The sequence below is a fragment of the Burkholderia sp. Bp8992 genome, assembly GCF_003853705.1.
Taxonomy (GTDB): Bacteria; Pseudomonadota; Gammaproteobacteria; order Burkholderiales; family Burkholderiaceae; genus Burkholderia.
In genome coordinates this window covers 95,928-112,467 of sequence record NZ_QTQI01000022.1, presented here as the reverse complement: position 1 = coordinate 112,467, position 16,540 = coordinate 95,928, and the positions used below count along the sequence as shown (strand labels likewise).

The following is a 16,540-nucleotide window of genomic DNA, read 5'->3' as shown; positions in this document are numbered from 1 at the left end:
CCTGACCGACCTATGAAGCCGATCTGGATAGTAGACGACGACCAATCGATCCGCTGGGTGCTTGAAAAGGCACTCGCCCGGGACAGCTTCGCGACGAAGAGCTTCGCGAACGTGCGCGACGCGCTGGCCGCGCTCGACCACGAGACGCCGCAGGTGCTCGTGTCCGACATCCGGATGCCGGGCGGCTCGGGCCTCGAGTTGCTGCAGGCGATGCACGAGCGGCTGCCGGGCCTGCCCGTCATCATCATGACGGCGTTCTCCGATCTCGACAGCGCCGTCGCGGCGTTCCAGGGCGGCGCGTTCGAATATCTCGCGAAGCCGTTCGATGTCGACAAGGCCGTCGAGCTGATCCGCCGTGCGGTGGAAGAAAGCCTGCGCGGCGGCGCGCCGCAGGACGAGCGCGTGGCCGAGGCGCCCGAGATGCTCGGCCAGGCCCCCGCGATGCAGGACGTGTTCCGCGCGATCGGCCGACTGTCGCATTCGGCCGCGACCGTGCTGATCACCGGCGAGTCGGGCACCGGCAAGGAGCTCGTCGCCCGTGCGCTGCATCGCCACAGCCCGCGCGCGAACGGGCCGTTCATCGCGCTGAACACCGCGGCGATTCCGAAGGACCTGCTCGAGTCCGAGCTGTTCGGCCATGAGCGCGGCGCGTTCACCGGTGCGCAGACGACCCGGCAGGGCCGCTTCGAGCAAGCCGAGAACGGCACGCTGTTCCTCGACGAAATCGGCGACATGCCGTTCGACCTGCAGACGCGCCTGTTGCGCGTGCTGTCGGACGGGCAGTTCTATCGCGTCGGCGGGCACAACCCGCTGCGCGCGAACGTGCGCGTGATCGCCGCGACGCACCAGAATCTCGAATCGCGCGTGCGGCAGGGGCTGTTCCGCGAGGACCTTTACCACCGGCTCAACGTGATCCGGCTGCGCCTGCCGCCGTTGCGCGAACGCAGCGAGGACATCGCGCTGCTCACGCGCCACTTCCTGCAGAAGAGTGCCCGCGATCTCGGCGTCGAGCCGAAGCGCGTGTCCGACGAAGCGCTCGCGTACCTGACGTCGCTCGCGTTTCCCGGCAACGTGCGGCAGCTCGAGAACCTCGCGAACTGGCTGACCGTGATGGCGCCGGCGCAGACGGTCGAGGTCAAGGACCTGCCACCCGACCTCGTGCCGGGCGGTGCGCCGGTCGTCGTGACGGGTGACGGCGCGGATGCGCCCGGCAGCAGCGGCAACGCGGCGGCCGGAACGTCCGTGCTCGGTGCCGCGCCGGTGGCGAGCACGCCCGTCGCGGCCGCGCCGAACGGCGGCGCGCCGGCCGGCTACCCGCTGTGGGAGCACGGGCTGCGTACCGAAGTCGCGCGGCTGTTGCGCGAGAATTCGGCCGACGTGATGGACGAGCTCGCGCGTCGCTTCGAGGCGGCCGTGATCCGCGAGGCGCTCGACTTCACGCGCGGCCGCAAGGTCGAGGCCGCGGAGCGGCTCGGCATCGGCCGCAACACGATCACGCGCAAGATCCAGGAACTCCATCTGGAGCCCTGAGCATGATTTGCGGCATGCGCGGGCGTCGCGCATGCCGCGATCGGACATAATCGCGGTTTGCACGCAGCTTGCCATTCCGCCGATCCGCAATGTCCGATTCCTTCCGCTGGCCCACCGGGGCCGACCCGTTCCGTTTCCTCGAAGCGCTCGACAGCAAGCGCGCCCGCACGTGGGTCGACGAGCAGAATGCGCGCACGCGCGCCGCGCTGCGCGACGACGACGCGTATCGCGCGCTGACCGCACGTCTCGCCAAGGCCTATCTGCCGCGCGAACGCCCGGTGATTCCGACCCGCTGGCGCGACTGGGCGTACGACCTGTGGCAGGACGATCTCCATCCGAAGGGGCTGTGGCGCCGCACGCGCTGGGACGACTGGCGTGCCGGTCGACCTGCGTGGGAAACGCTGCTCGACGTCGACGCGCTCGGTGCCGAGGAGGGCGAGTCATGGGTGTTCGAGCAGGACGCGATCCTGTACCCGGACGGCGATCGCGCGTTGCTGTCGCTGTCGCCGGGCGGCGCCGACGCGGTCGTCGTGCGCGAATTCGATCTCGTCGAACGCCGTTTCGTCGATGGCGGCTTCACGATCGACGAGCCGGGCCATCACACGGTCGGCTGGATCGACCGCGACACCGTCTACGTGAGCTGGGATCGCGGCGAAGCGCATGCGACCGCGGCCGGCTATCCGTACGAAGCACGGCGCTGGGTGCGCGGCACGGCGCTCGCCGATGCGCCCGTCGTCTTCAGCGGCGAACCCGACGACATCAGTGCCGGCGCGTGGTTCGATCCGATCGACCGTCGCCACGTCGCGTGGCGCAGCGTCGACTTCTTCGACGCGCATGCGTACTGGCTGACCGACGCCGGCGAGTGGGCGCGCTACGACGTGCCGACGCATGTCGAAGTCGGGTTCTGGGAAGGCTGGCTCGTGCTGGAGCCGCGCCTCGACTGGGACTGCGATGGCGTGCGCCATGCGGGCGGCTCGCTGCTCGCGATCCGCGAGCAGGCGTTCCTGGCCGGGTCGCGCGAATTCACGACGCTGTTCGCGCCGCAGCCGACGACGTCCGCGTGCACGTGGACGCACACGCGCACCACGCTGATCGCGAGCTGGCTCGACGACGTGCACAGCCGCACGATGCTGTGGCAACCGCGACAGGCCGACGACGGCACGTGGGTGTGGGACGCGCGGCCGTTCGAATGGACGGGCGACGCGCAGATCGACGTCGAGCCCGTCGAGGCGACGCTGAACGACGAGGTGTACGTCGATGTCGACACCTATCTCGATCCGCCCGAATGCTGGCTGGCCGATCTCGCCGATCGTGCGGACGATGCGCCGTCGCGCCGCGTGCTGCTCGACCGGCCGCCGGTGCAGTTCGATGCGGTCGGGCTCGTCGTGCGCCGCGCGAGCGCGCGTTCGCGGGACGGCACGGTGGTGCCGTACACGCTGATCGGGCCGCGCGATGCGCTCGATCCGGCCGAAGGTGCCACGCGCGTCGCGCGGCCGTGTTTGCTGTCGGGCTACGGCGGCTTTGCGATCCCGAACCTGCCGGGCTACAGCGACGCGTTCGGCATCGGGTGGCTCGAACGCGGCGGCGTGATGGCGTTCGCGCATATCCGCGGCGGCGGCGAGTTCGGGCCGCGCTGGCACGTCGACGCGCAGCGCGAGCACCGGCAGCGTTCATTCGACGATTTCATCGCGGTGGCCGAGGATCTGGCCGCGACCGGCGTGACGACGGCCGCTCAGCTCGGGATCGAGGGCGGCAGCAACGGTGGCTTGCTGGTCGCCGCGTGCATGATGCAGCGGCCCGAGTTGTTCGGCGCGGTGCTGTGCCGCGTGCCGCTGCTCGACATGCAGCGCTATCCGAAGCTGCACGCGGGTGCTGCGTGGCTCGACGAATACGGCGACCCGGACGATCCGGGCGAGGGCGCGGCGCTGGCCGCGTATTCGCCTTATCACCGCGTGCGCGAAGGCGTCGCGTATCCGCCGCTGCTGCTGACGACGTCGACGCGCGACGACCGCGTGCATCCCGCGCATGCGCGCAAGATGGCCGCACGCATGCATGCGCTCGGTCACGAACGGGTGTGGTACTGGGAGAACACCGACGGCGGTCACGGCAGTGCCGACGATCTGGAGCGCGCGGAAGCCGATGCGGCCGAGTTCGGCTTCCTGTGGACCCATCTCGGGTCGGCGCCCGCGCGGCGCTGAGCGCGGGCGGACTGGACGATCAGCCGACGACCGCGACGACGGGCGTGTGGTCGGACGGCTGTTCCCACGTGCGCGGCGTGCGGTCGACCTCGCACGACGTGCATGTCTGCGCGAGCGCCGGCGACAGCAGGATGTGGTCGATGCGCAGCCCCGCGTTGCGGCGGAACGCCATCATCCGGTAGTCCCACCACGTGAAGGTCTTCTCGGGCTGCTCGAAGCGGCGGAACGCGTCGACGAAGCCGAGTTCGATCAGTTGCGCGAAGTGCGCGCGCTCCTGCGGCGACACGAGGTTCTGGCCTTCCCATTTCGCGGGATCGTGCACGTCGCGGTCTTCCGGTGCGATGTTGTAGTCGCCGAGCAGCGCGAGCTTCGGGAAGCGCTGCAACTCGGCGCGCATCCACGCCTGCAGTGCATCGAGCCACTGCATCTTGTAGACGAACTTGTCGGAGTCGGGCGCCTGGCCGTTCGGGAAGTACGCGGACACGATCCGCACGCCGTCGACCGTCGCGGCGACCACGCGCTGCTGCGGATCGTCGAAGCCGGGGATATTGCGCACGACGTCCGATTCGTCGACGGTCAGCGACTCGCGCGCGAGGATCGCGACGCCGTTGTAGGTCTTCTGGCCCGTGAACCAGCTGCGGTAGCCGATCGCTTCGAGATCGGCGCGCGGGAATTTCTCGTCGGGCAGTTTCAGTTCCTGCAGGCACAGCACGTCGGTGCCGCTGTGCGCGAGCCAGTCGAGCACATGCTGCTTGCGGACGTTGAGCGAGTTGACGTTCCAGGTGGCAATTTTCATGAACGGGAGTGTGCGTGCGGCGTGAATGCGAAGGCCGCCATCTTACCGCGAGCATGGGGTGCGAACGCGCGCAATGCGCGACGCGGAGCAGCGGGCGTGCGACGCTGCCTGGAAGGGGAGAGAAGAAATTGTGACAAAAGTATTGACGTGAGTACTCCCTCACCCTATAATTTATTTCTCTGACGCGGGGTGGAGCAGTCTGGCAGCTCGTCGGGCTCATAACCCGAAGGTCGTAGGTTCAAATCCTACCCCCGCAACCAAGCACACCAGACGATGTGCAGCGCAAGTGACCGATGCGCGCTTCGTCGACAGGAACCCGGCCTCGTGCCGGGTTTTTTGTTTTCTGCGCGCGATATTCGTTGCCGCGGTTATCGCGCAGCCCACTCCACGGCCGCCTTCGCATGCAGCGCGGTCGTGTCGAACACCGGCAGCGGCGAATCGTCCGCGCCGATCAGCAGCGTGATCTCCGTGCAGCCGAGGATCACGGCCTGCGCGCCGCGCTTTGCCAGCGCCTCGATGATCGACACATACGTCGCACGCGATTGCGCCGCGACGATGCCGTGGCACAGCTCGTCGTAAATGATCCGGTGCACGTCGTCGCGCCCGCGTTCGTCCGGCACGAGCACGTCCAGCCCGAATTTCTCGCGCAACCGCTCCGCGTAGAACGGCAACTCCATCGTGTAGCGCGTGCCGAGCAGTGCGACGCGCTCGACGCCCGCGTCGCGCAGCGCGCTGCCGGTCGGATCGGCGATGTGCAGGAACGGCAGCATCACCGCGGCCTCGATCGCGTCGTGCACGCGATGCATCGTATTGGTCGTCAGCACGACGAGGTCGGCGCCGGCCGCCTCGAGCTGCCGTGCCGCGTCGGCCATCCGTTCGCCGAGCGCCGCCCAGTCGTGCGTGCGCTGCAGCGCTTCGATTTCCGCGAAATCGACCGTGACGAGCACGCTCTTCGCGTTGTGATGGCCGCCGTGCAGCGCCTTCGAATGCCGGTTGATCATCCGGTAGTACTCGGCCGACGATTCCCAGCTCATGCCGCCGATCAGTCCGATCGTCTTCATCCGTCACCTTCTCGTTTCGTGTGTCGCGGCAGACGAGTATAGGTGCGGCGGCCCGCACCCGGCCGGTACGATCCGCGCAAAGCGGGCCGGTACGGCGCAGGCGGGCGCGGGCGACCGGTTTCTGCCGCACGCGACAGTTGAAACCGGCACTGTGTTTTTGTACAGTATCGGCACCGTGAACCCGACCACCATTCCGCCCGCCGATCCGCACGTGCCGCCGCCGGGCGACGCGCTGCCGCGCATGCGCAAGATCATTCACTGCGACTGCGACTGCTTCTACGCATCGGTCGAGATGCGCGACGACCCGTCGCTGCGCAATCGGCCGCTCGCGGTCGGCGGCCGGCCCGACCAGCGCGGCGTGATTGCGACCTGCAACTACGAGGCGCGGCGCTACGGCGTGCATTCGGCGATGTCGTCGGCACTCGCGATGCGCAAGTGCCCGGACCTGCTGATCCTGCCGTCCGCGATGGACAAATACCGCGCGGCGTCGCGGCAGATCATGGCGATCTATCGCGACTACACGCCCGACGTCGAGCCGCTGTCGCTCGACGAGGCGTACCTCGACGTCAGCGGGTCGCAGCGGTGCCAGGGCAGTGCGACGCTGATCGCGCGCGAGATCCGCCAGCGTGTGTTCGACACGGTCGGCGTGACCGTCTCGGCCGGCGTCGCGCCGAACAAGTTCATCGCGAAGATCGCGTCGGACTGGAACAAGCCGGATGGCCTGTTCGTCGTGCGGCCGCACGAGATCGACGCGTTCGTCGCGGCGCTGCCGGTGCGCAAGCTGCACGGCGTCGGCAAGGTGACGGCCACGCGGCTCGACCGGCTCGGCATCCAGACCTGCGCGCAGTTGCGCGACTGGCCGCTGATCGACCTGCACCGCGAGTTCGGTGCATTCGGGCGGCGGCTGTACGAACTGTCGCGCGGGATCGACGAACGGCCCGTGCAGGCCGACCAGGAGCGCAAGTCGGTCAGTGTCGAGACGACCTACGTGACCGACCTGACGACGCTCGAGCAATGCGCGGACGAGATTTGCCGCCTCGTCGTGCAGCTCGACGCGCGGATTGCGCGCGCAGGCGCCGCGCGGTCGATCCGCAAGCTGTACGTGAAGATCCGCTTCGCCGATTTCCAGCGCACGACGGTCGAGTGCGTGGCCGACGCGACCAATGCGGAGACGGCCGTCACGCTGCTCGCGAAGGGGCTGCAGCGGCGCGCGCAGGCCGTGCGGCTGCTCGGCGTCGGCGTGCGCATCGACGAGGACACGGCCGAGCGTCACGGGCAGTTCTCGCTGTTCGACGAAGACGCGCCCGCGCCATGAAAAAAGGCACCGCCGAAGCGGTGCCTGTCGATGCAGCCGGAAAGGCCGGGCGGCGCGCTCAGTGTGCGGGCGCGGCCATCCCGTTGTGGCGCAGCAGCGCGTCGATTTCCGGCTCGCGGCCGCGGAACGCCTTGAACGAATCCATCGCCGGGCGGCTGCCGCCGACCTCGAGGATCTCGCGGCGATAGCGCGTGCCGGTGGCCGCGTCGAGCACGCTGCCGCTCTTGGCGGCCGCTTCCTCGAACGCCGCGTACGCGTCGGCCGACAGCACCTCGGCCCACTTGTAGCTGTAGTAGCCGGCTGCGTAGCCGCCCGCGAAGATGTGGCTGAACGTGTTCGGCCAGCGCGAGAACGCCGCCTGCGGGATCACGTGATAGCGCTCGTTGATCTCGCGCGCGAAGGCGGTCACGCCGGTGGCGCCGGCCGGGTCGAAGTCGACGTGCAGCAGCATGTCGAACATCGAGAACACGATCTGGCGCAGCGTGCCGAGCCCGCTCTGGAAATTCTTCGCGGCGATCATCTTGTCGAACAGCTCGCGCGGCAGCGTGGCGCCCGTGTCGACGTGCGACGACATCGACGACAGCACGTCCCATTCCCAGCAGAAGTTTTCCATGAACTGCGACGGCAGCTCGACCGCATCCCATTCGACGCCGTTGATGCCCGACACGCCGAGCTCGTCGACGCGCGTGAGCATGTGGTGCAGCCCGTGGCCGAATTCGTGGAACAGCGTGATGACTTCGTCGTGCGTGAAGCACGCGGGCTTGCCGCCGATCGGTGCCGAGAAGTTGCAGGTGAGGTACGCAACCGGCGTCTGCACGTCGCTGCCGCGCTTCGCGCGCGAGCGCGCGTCGTCCATCCAGGCGCCGCCGCGCTTGCCTTCGCGCGCATACAGGTCGAGATAGAACTGCGCGACGAGCGAGCCGTCGCGGTTCTCGACGCGGAAGAAGCGCACGTCCTTGTGCCATACCGGCGCGTCGTCCGGCTTGATGCGCACGCCGAACAGCGTCTCGGTGACGGTGAACAGGCCCTTCAGCACGGCCGGCTCGGGGAAGTACTGCTTGACCTCGTTTTCCGAGAACGCGTAGCGCTGCTGGCGCAGCTTTTCGGCCGCGTATGCCACGTCCCACGGCGCGAGTTCCGTCAGGCCGAGTTCCTTCGCGGCGAATGCGCGCAGCTCGTCCCAGTCCTTGTCTGCGTGCGGGCGCGCGCGCGTGGCGAGATCCTCGAGGAATGCAATGACCTGCTGCGGCGATTCGGCCATCTTCGGCGCGAGCGACACTTCCGCGAAGTTGCGGTAGCCGAGCATCTGCGCCTCTTCGCGGCGCAGCTTCAGCTCGTCGGCGACGATCGCCGTGTTGTCCCATTCGGCCTTGCCGTCGCCATACTGCGGCCCGAGCTCCGACGCGCGCGTCGCATACGCGCGGTAGAGCGTCTCGCGCAGCGCGCGGTTGTCCGCGTACTGCAGCACCGGGAAGTACGACGGGAAGTGCAGCGTGAATTTCCAGCCGTCCTTGCCGTCCTTCTGCGCGGCTTCGCGGGCAGCCTCGATCGCGTCGCCGGGCAGGCCGGCCAGGTCGGCTTCGTTCTCGACGAAGTACGCGTACGCGTTGGTGGCGTCGAGCACGTGGTCGGAAAATGCCTTCGACAGCGCGGCCTGCTGTTCCTGCAGTTCGGCGAAACGCGGCTTCTGGTCCTCGGGCAGCTCGGCGCCCGACAGGCGGAAATCGCGCAGCGCGTTGTCGAGGATCTTCTTGCGCTCGGCGGACAGCGTCGCATATTCGGCGCTCGCGGCGATCGCTTTGTACTTCTCGTACAGCGCGAGATTCTGTCCGACGCTCGACCAGAACTCGGTCACGCGCGGCAGGTTTTCACCGTAGGCGGCGCGCAGTTCGGGCGTGTCGGCGACCGCGTTCAGGTGGCCGACGATGCTCCATGCGCGGCCGAGCGGCTCCGTGGCCTGCTCGACCGTCTCGACGACGGCAGCCCAGGTCGACGGCGTCGCGCTCGCGCTCGCGGCTTCGACCGCGCGGCTGGCTGCGTCGAGCAGCGTATCGAGCGCGGGCGTCACGTGCTCCGGGCGGATCTCGCCGAAACGGGGCAGGCCGGAGAAGTCGAGGAGCGGATTGGTGTTGGCGCTGGCGGACATAAGACTCCCTGTCTGTTGCCGGATGAACCGGGATGAAAAGGGTAACGGCGGCGGGGCGCGACGGCGCCCGATACCGACATTATTGGGGCGCATCGTGCGCTTTCCAATCGTTAGTTTCTAATGACGCGATTGACGCAGGGTCGGATGGGGGCAACGGGCATCCGGCGATCGGCGAGGGGGCGGCCGGCGCGGTGCAGCCGCGGCGACGCGGCTGGCGGGACGCCGGCGCACGGAACCGTGCGCCGGCTGAACGGGCAGGGGTCAGGCGGCTGCGTCGGCGGCGCGCTCGGCCGCTTCGATCGTGTTGATCAGCAGCATCGTGATGGTCATCGGGCCGACGCCGCCCGGCACCGGCGTGATATGGCCGGCCACTTCCTTCACGCCCGCGAAATCGACGTCGCCGCACAGCTTGCCGGCGTCGTCGCGGTTCATGCCGACGTCGATCACCGTTGCCCCCGGCTTCACCATGTCGGCGGTCAGGATGTTGCGCTTGCCGACCGCCGCGACCACGATATCGGCCTCACGCGTGTGCGCGGCGAGGTCGCGCGTCTTGCTGTGGCAGATCGTCACGGTCGCGCCGGCGTCGAGCAGCATCATCGCCATCGGCTTGCCGACGATGTTCGAACGGCCGATCACGACCGCGTTCGCACCTTGCAGCGCGATGCCATGCGCCTCGAACATCTTCATCACGCCGTACGGCGTGCACGGGCGGAACAGCGGCTTGCCGGTCATCAGCGCGCCCGCGTTCGCGACGTGGAAGCCGTCGACGTCCTTCTCCGGTGCGATCGCCTCGATCACCTTGTGGCTGTCGATATGCGCCGGCAGCGGCAGCTGGACGAGGATGCCGTGGATCTTCGGGTCGCGGTTCAGTTCGTCGATGCGCGCGAGCAGGTCGGCTTCCGACAGCGTGGCCGGGTATGCATCCTTCTGCGAGAAGAAGCCGTTGTCCTCGCACGCCTTGATCTTGTTGCGCACGTAGACTTCGCTCGCCGGGTTTGCGCCGACGAGGATCACCGCGAGGCCGGGCTGGTGGCCGCGTGCGGTCAGGGCGGCGGCGCGTTCGGCGGCCTGCGCGCGCAGGGTCTTCGAAAGGGCGTTGCCGTCGATGAGGAGGGCTGTCATGGTGGTGGGTCCTGCCGGGAAGTTGGAATGCGGGCGTGCGGCACCCGAAGCGCCGCAGCAAAGCACGCAATTATACCGTTCGCCTGCTGCCGTCCGACAGGGAATCAGCGAGAAGCGTCATGGCCGCAGCGCGCGTGCGCCGGGAGAAAAGGCCGCCGCCGCGCGAGTGGGCCGCATCGCGCGGGGCGGCAGACGCCGCTGGCGGGCCGCAGGGCGGGCAAGCGCCGCCGCGGCCGCTGAAGACGCTCAGGCCTGCTTCTTCGACAGCGCGAGGCGCAGCAGGTCGGCCACCGTGTTGACGTTGAGCTTTTCCATGATGTTCGCGCGGTGCGCCTCGACCGTCTTGATGCTGATGCCGAGATCGTCGGCAATCTGCTTGTTCAGGCGGCCCGCGATGATGCGTTCGAGCACCTGCTGCTCGCGCGCGGTCAGCTTCGACAGGCGTTCGCTCGCGGCCCGCTGTTCCTGGACGCTCTTGCTTTCGCTTCGGGCCTTGTCGAGCATCCGCTCGACGAGCTTGCGCAGCTCGGCTTCGTCGAACGGTTTCTCGATAAAGTCCATCGCACCCTTTTTCATCGTCGACACGGCCATCGGCACGTCGCCGTGACCCGTGACGAAAATGATCGGCAGCGCGGCATTGTCGGCGATCAGGCGTTCCTGCAGCTCGAGACCGCTCATGCCCGACATCCGCACATCGAGGATCAGGCAGGCGATCTGGCCGGCCTGCTGCGCCGGCTGGTAGGCATCGAGGAACTGCTCGGCGCTCGAGAAGCATTGCACGCGATAGCCGTTCGCCTCCAGCAGCCAGCGCAGCGAGTCCCGTACGGCCTCGTCGTCGTCGACGACAAAGACGGTTTCCTGAGTGGTGGTGACAGGGCTATTCATAGTTCTCCCGTAACGGTATGTGATGCCGATGCCTCGCGCCCCCCTTGGCCGAGATCAGCGGGTTCCCCAATGGGCAGGCTGCAGTGAAACGTCGCGCCGGAAATGCGGCCATCCGGCTCGACGTTGTTGACCACCCACAGACGCCCCCGATGCGATTCGATGATCGAACGGCAGATATTCAGCCCCATGCCCATGCCATCGGACTTGGTGCTGTAAAACGGTTCAAACAGGCGCTCGGCGGTCGCTTCGTCGACGCCCGGACCCTGGTCGATCACGCGGATGTCGACGAAGCCCGCATCGATGTCGGCGACGACGCGGATCACGCCGTCCGCCGACGCCGGCTTCACGTCGGCCATCGCCTCGGCCGCGTTCTTCATCAGGTTCATCAGCACCTGTTCGATCAGCACGGGGTCGACATAAATAATAGGCATTCTTGCGAGGATTTCCGTGACGATCCGGATCCTGCGCTTCCTGGCCTCGATTTCGGCGAGCCCGACCGCGTCGGCGACGATGTCCGCGACCCTTGCCGGCTGGCGTTTCGGCTCGCTGCGCTTCACGAATTCGCGGATCCGCTTGACGATCATCCCGGCGCGCAGCGCCTGCTGCGCGGTCTTTTCCAGCGCGGGCTGCAGCGTCTCGGGCGTGCCGCGGCCGCTCTTGACGAGCGCGAGCGTGCCCGAGCAGTAGTTGTTGATCGCGGCGAGCGGCTGGTTCAATTCGTGTGCAATCGACGACGCCATTTCACCCATCGTCATCAATCGGCTCGTGAACTGCAGCTTTTCTTCCTGCTGGTGCGCGAGTTCCTGCGCCTTCTTGCGGGTCGTGATGTCGGTCGCGATCTGCATCTGCGCGAGGTGGCCGTCGACCCACTGGATGTACTGGCGGCGCACTTCGAACCATTTCTGGATGCTCTCGACGTACACCTCCTGCGCATCGGCCGTGCTGCTCGTCAGTGCGGCGGCCGGCAGGCCCGCGAACGCGTCGACCATGTCGATCGAGTCGGACGAGGCCTGCGCGCGGTCGAAGCCGCCGCCCGACAGCTCGAGATGGCCGTCCGGGCGGATGCCGAACAGGTGGCGGTAGTAGCGGTTCGCGAACAGCAGCTCGGCTTCGTCGGCGGCCAGCACCGACACCGCTGCGTCGAGGCTTTCGAGCACGGTCGTGAAGCGCTCGTGCGCGGCCGCGAGTTCCTCGCGGGCGCGCTTCGGCTCGGTGATGTCGGTCATCGACGACATCCAGCCGGTCTGGCGGCCCGAGCTGTCGATCAGCGGCGACACGTACAGGCGCGCATGGAACAGCGTGCCGTTCTTGCGCCGCACGCGCAGCTCGAAGCCCGAGCTCGGCGCCTTGCCGCGCAGCGTCATGTCGAGCTGGCGCTGCATTTCCGGGTACGCGTCGCGCGGCCAGTACGGGAACGGCGCGACCTTGCCGACGAGGTCGGTTTCGTCCCAGCCCGTCATCCGGCAGAACGCGGGGTTCACGTGCGTGATGCGGCCGTGCATGTCGAGCACGCGCATGCCGATCAGCACCGAGTTTTCCATCGCGCGGCGGAAGAACGCTTCCGCGTACAGCGCCTGCTGCGCCTCGAAGCGCTGGCGCGTGTGCTTCCACAGGCTCCAGAGGCTCCACAGCACGAAGCACGACAGGCCGGCGACGAGCCACACGAGCGTGTTGTTGGTCAGGTTCGTGAGCTGCGGGAACGCGTACACGCGTACCGTCAGCCCCTGGCCGGGCGGATCGAGCGGAAGATCGTAGTGCGAGTCGCGCGGCAGGCGCGGGCGCGTCGACGTGGACGACAGCTCGCGGTTGTTCGAATCGGTGATCGAGATCTTGTACTTCGACGACAGTTCCTGCGGGATGTCGTGCTTCAGGATGCCCTCGACCGAGAACACCGCGGCGATCGAGCCGAGATATTCGCGGTCGCCGCGCATCACGGGCGTCTGCAGCGTGATGAAGCCGTTGCCGAAGTCGTCGTAGATCAGCGGCGAATAGGCCTGGCGGCGCGTGCTGCGCGCCTCGTCGTACGCGCCGCGCACGGCTTCCTGCATCTGTGCGTCGCCGGGCTTCGCGAGCCGCTGGCCGAGCAGCGGCGGATGCACGGTCGGCCAGCGCTGCACGCCGGGCGCGGTGTACCAGTTCAGGTAGAGGATTTCCGGATGCGTCTGCATCACGTCTGCGACGGCCATCTGGAACGCGTTCTGGTCGAGGCGGCCCGACGCGAGATCGCGCGACAGCGCCTGCAGCTGTTCCTGCGCGCCCGTCATCGACAGGCGGATCTGCTGCTGCGCCCATGCGACGTTGCGGAAGAGGGTGTCTTCCTGCTGCTGCTGTTCGCGGCGATTGAGGCTCCACAGGATGAGGCTCATCACCACGAGGAACACCAGGATCGACAGCAGCGGCGTCAGCAAATAGGAATTGGACCACCACGGTCCGTGGTGCCAACGGGACGGCTGCGACTCCGCCGGCGGGCCCGACGGTCGCGCCGAGCGTGCGAAAAGCCGATCGGTCAACATGGCAGGATTGTAGCGCAGCGCAATACATGGAAAACCTGTACCGGATATGTTGAACGGAAACGGATTTGTTCCGCTGCCGCGTGCCGGAGCGCCCCGAAACATGGGTGCAGCGCAGCAATATTCCGCATTACGAGAAAAGATCTCACAATTCGAAAATTTTGTTGCGCAGCCCCGTGCACGCTCATTACAATCCGCTGGAGCTTGCCCGCAGCCGGCCGCGTCGCGTCGTCTGCATGAGAGCGATCCTCACATTCCAGGACCCAGGAGACGAGAATGTCCGCTGTACCGAACGAAGTGATGAAGTATGTCGCCGCCGAACGTGACGACGACCCGCAAGAAACCGTCGAGTGGCTGGAGTCGCTCGATGGCGTGATCTCCTCCGTGGGCACCGGCCGCGCGCATTACCTGATCGAAAAGCAAATCGAGTTCGCCCGCATGCACGGCGAACACCTGCCGTTCTCCGCCAACACCCCGTACATCAACACGATTCCGGTCGAAGCCCAGGCGAAGATCCCGGGCGACCAGGACCTCGAGCACCGCATCCGTTCGTACACGCGCTGGAACGCGCTGGCGATGGTGCTGCGTGCAGGCAAGGACACGAACGTCGGCGGCCACATCGCATCGTTCGCATCGGCCGCGACGCTCTATGACGTCGGCTACAACCATTTCTGGCACGCAGCGTCCGACCAGCACGGCGGCGATCTCGTGTTCGTGCAGGGCCACTCGTCGCCGGGCGTGTACTCGCGCGCGTTCCTGCTCGGCCGCCTGAAGGAAGAGCAGCTCGACAACTTCCGCCAGGAAGTCGACGGCAAGGGCATCTCGTCGTACCCGCACCCGTGGCTGATGCCGGACTTCTGGCAGTTCCCGACTGTGTCGATGGGTCTCGGCCCGATCATGGCGATCTACCAGGCGCGCTTCATGAAGTACCTGGAGGCACGCGGCATCGCGAAGACGGAAGGCCGCAAGGTGTGGGCATTCCTCGGCGACGGCGAGACGGACGAACCGGAATCGCTCGGCGCGATCGGGATGGCGAGCCGCGAGAAGCTCGACAACCTCGTGTTCGTGATCAACTGCAACCTGCAGCGTCTCGACGGCCCGGTGCGCGGCAACGGCAAGATCATCCAGGAACTCGAATCGGAATTCCGCGGCGCCGGCTGGAACGTGATCAAGGTCATCTGGGGCAGCCGCTGGGATGCGCTGTTCGCACGCGACAAGTCGGGCGCGCTGATGCGCCGCATGATGGACGTCGTCGACGGCGAGTACCAGACGTACAAGTCGGAATCGGGCGCGTTCGTGCGCGAGCACTTCTTCAACACGCCTGAGCTGAAGGCGCTCGTCGCCGACTGGTCGGACGACGACATCTGGGCGCTGAACCGCGGCGGCCACGATCCGCACAAGATCTACGCGGCCTTCCACGAAGCCACGAACACGAAGGGCGCGCCGACCGTCATCCTCGCGAAGACCATCAAGGGCTACGGGATGGGCGAGTCGGGCCAGGCGATGAACATCACGCACCAGCAGAAGAAGCTGCCGGTCGAGCAACTGAAGAAGTTCCGTGACCAGTTCCGCCTGCCGATCACCGACGAGCAGATCGCCGACGTGCCGTACCTGAAGTTCGAGGAAGGCTCGAAGGAGCTCGAATACATGCGCAAGCAGCGCATGGATCTCGGCGGCTACCTGCCGCATCGCCGCGAGAAGGCAACGTCGCTGCCGGTGCCGGCGCTCGACGCGTTCGAGCCGCTCTTGAAGGGCACGGGCGAAGGTCGCGAGATCTCGACGACGATGGCGTTCGTGCGGATCCTGAACATCCTGCTGAAGGACAAGGCGCTGGGCAAGCGCGTCGTGCCGATCGTCCCGGACGAATCGCGTACGTTCGGCATGGAAGGCCTGTTCCGCCAGATCGGCATCTGGAATCAGCAGGGCCAGAAGTACGTGCCGGAAGATTCCGACCAGCTGATGTTCTACAAGGAATCGGAAACCGGCCAGATCCTGCAGGAAGGCATCAACGAAGCGGGCGGCATGTGCGACTGGATCGCTGCGGCGACGTCGTACTCGACGCACGGCGAGATCATGGTGCCGTTCTACATCTTCTATTCGATGTTCGGCTTCCAGCGGATCGGCGACCTCGCCTGGGCCGCGGGCGACATGCGTTCGCGCGGCTTCCTGCTTGGCGGTACCGCGGGCCGCACGACGTTGAACGGCGAAGGCCTGCAGCACGAAGACGGCCACTCGCTCCTGTGGGCGGCATCGGTGCCGAACTGCGTGAGCTACGACCCGACGTTCGGCTATGAACTCGCCGTGATCATCCAGGACGGTCTGCGCCGCATGGTGCAGGACCAGGAAGACGTGTACTACTACATCACGGTGATGAACGAGAACTACGAGCACCCGGCGATTCCGCAGGGCGACCACGTAGCGGCCGACATCATCAAGGGCATGTACGCGTTCCGCAAGGCCGACGCCGACAAGAAGGCGCCGCGCGTCCAGTTGCTCGGCGCGGGCACGATCTTCAACGAAGTGATCGCCGCGGCCGACCTGCTGAAGAACGACTGGGGCGTCGCTGCCGACCTGTGGAGCGTGCCGAGCTTCACCGAGCTCGCGCGTGAAGGCCATCAGGTCGAGCGCTGGAACCTGCTCCATCCGACCGAAGAGCGTCGCCTGTCGCACGTGCAGAAGTGCCTGAAGGACACGCAGGGCCCGGTCATCGCATCGACCGACTACGTCCGAGCGCTGGTCGACCAGATCCGCGGCCAGGTCGATCGCCGCTTCGTCGTGCTGGGCACCGACGGCTTCGGCCGCTCGGATACCCGCGAGAAGCTCCGTCACTTCTTCGAAGTCGACCGTCACTGGGTCACCGTCGCCGCGCTCAACGCGCTGGCCGACGAAGGCACGATCGAGCGCAAGGTGGTCGCGGACGCGATCGCCAAGTACAACCTCGATCCGTCCAAGCCCAACCCGATGACCGTTTAACGCA

The 16,540-nt window shown here is 67.2% G+C and carries 10 protein-coding genes, 1 tRNA gene and 1 pseudogene; 6 read left to right on the top strand and 6 right to left on the bottom strand.

Annotation, left to right across the window (positions count from 1 at the left end):
- The first annotated feature begins 12 nt into the window (after nt 1-12).
- Together ntrC and DIE03_RS27855 are read left to right on the top strand one after the other, a co-directional pair.
- On the top strand, nt 13-1,530 hold the full coding sequence (gene ntrC / locus DIE03_RS27860; protein WP_124455469.1) for a nitrogen regulation protein NR(I): 1,518 nt from the start codon (nt 13-15) through the stop codon (nt 1,528-1,530).
- Between the two features lie 89 nt (nt 1,531-1,619).
- A complete protein-coding gene (locus DIE03_RS27855) occupies nt 1,620-3,728 on the top strand; it encodes a prolyl oligopeptidase family protein (RefSeq protein ID WP_124455468.1) in 2,109 nt (702 codons plus the stop codon).
- Nucleotides 3,729-3,747: 19 nt separating this feature from the next.
- Here the strand turns inward: DIE03_RS27855 and xth are convergent, their stop codons facing one another.
- Nucleotides 3,748-4,524, bottom strand: a complete 777-nt coding sequence (xth, locus tag DIE03_RS27850; RefSeq protein ID WP_124455467.1) for an exodeoxyribonuclease III — start codon at nt 4,522-4,524, stop codon at nt 3,748-3,750.
- Between the two features lie 183 nt (nt 4,525-4,707).
- On the opposite strand from xth, the gene DIE03_RS27845 reads away from it, so the two are divergent.
- Nucleotides 4,708-4,784: transfer RNA gene (locus tag DIE03_RS27845), tRNA-Met, on the top strand.
- Nucleotides 4,785-4,892: 108 nt separating this feature from the next.
- Here the strand turns inward: DIE03_RS27845 and DIE03_RS27840 are convergent.
- Complete coding sequence (locus DIE03_RS27840) at nt 4,893-5,585, bottom strand: aspartate/glutamate racemase family protein (protein WP_124455466.1); 693 nt, start codon at nt 5,583-5,585, stop codon at nt 4,893-4,895.
- 151 nt (nt 5,586-5,736) lie between these two features.
- Between DIE03_RS27840 and dinB the strand changes: the two genes are divergently transcribed.
- Nucleotides 5,737-6,900, top strand: a complete 1,164-nt coding sequence (gene dinB, locus DIE03_RS27835; protein WP_124455465.1) for a DNA polymerase IV — start codon at nt 5,737-5,739, stop codon at nt 6,898-6,900.
- Nucleotides 6,901-6,958: 58 nt separating this feature from the next.
- Here the strand turns inward: dinB and DIE03_RS27830 are convergent, their stop codons facing one another.
- The 4 genes from DIE03_RS27830 to fixL all read right to left on the bottom strand — a co-directional run bounded on the left by DIE03_RS27830 (nt 6,959) and on the right by fixL (nt 13,566).
- Nucleotides 6,959-9,046: a M3 family metallopeptidase gene (locus tag DIE03_RS27830; protein WP_124455464.1), complete on the bottom strand. Its 2,088-nt coding sequence runs from the start codon at nt 9,044-9,046 to the stop codon at nt 6,959-6,961.
- A 261-nt stretch (nt 9,047-9,307) separates the two neighbouring features.
- The gene (gene folD, locus DIE03_RS27825) at nt 9,308-10,168 is read right to left on the bottom strand and encodes a bifunctional methylenetetrahydrofolate dehydrogenase/methenyltetrahydrofolate cyclohydrolase FolD (protein ID WP_124455463.1); all 861 of its coding nucleotides are present in this window, start codon (nt 10,166-10,168) and stop codon (nt 9,308-9,310) included.
- Nucleotides 10,169-10,414: 246 nt separating this feature from the next.
- A complete protein-coding gene (fixJ, locus tag DIE03_RS27820) occupies nt 10,415-11,053 on the bottom strand; it encodes an oxygen response regulator transcription factor FixJ (RefSeq protein ID WP_006493245.1) in 639 nt (212 codons plus the stop codon).
- Complete coding sequence (gene fixL / locus DIE03_RS27815; protein ID WP_124455462.1) at nt 11,050-13,566, bottom strand: oxygen sensor histidine kinase FixL; 2,517 nt, start codon at nt 13,564-13,566, stop codon at nt 11,050-11,052. The genes fixJ and fixL overlap by 4 nt, the downstream gene beginning before the upstream one ends.
- On the opposite strand from fixL, the pseudogene DIE03_RS39095 reads away from it, so the two are divergent.
- Nucleotides 13,486-13,703 (top strand): annotated as a pseudogene (locus DIE03_RS39095) (hypothetical protein); the annotation flags it as partial. The gene fixL and the pseudogene DIE03_RS39095 sit on opposite strands and share 81 nt — an antisense overlap.
- Nucleotides 13,704-13,839: 136 nt before the next feature.
- Nucleotides 13,840-16,536: a pyruvate dehydrogenase (acetyl-transferring), homodimeric type gene (aceE, locus tag DIE03_RS27805; RefSeq protein ID WP_124455461.1), complete on the top strand. Its 2,697-nt coding sequence runs from the start codon at nt 13,840-13,842 to the stop codon at nt 16,534-16,536.
- Nucleotides 16,537-16,540: the final 4 nt, after the last annotated feature.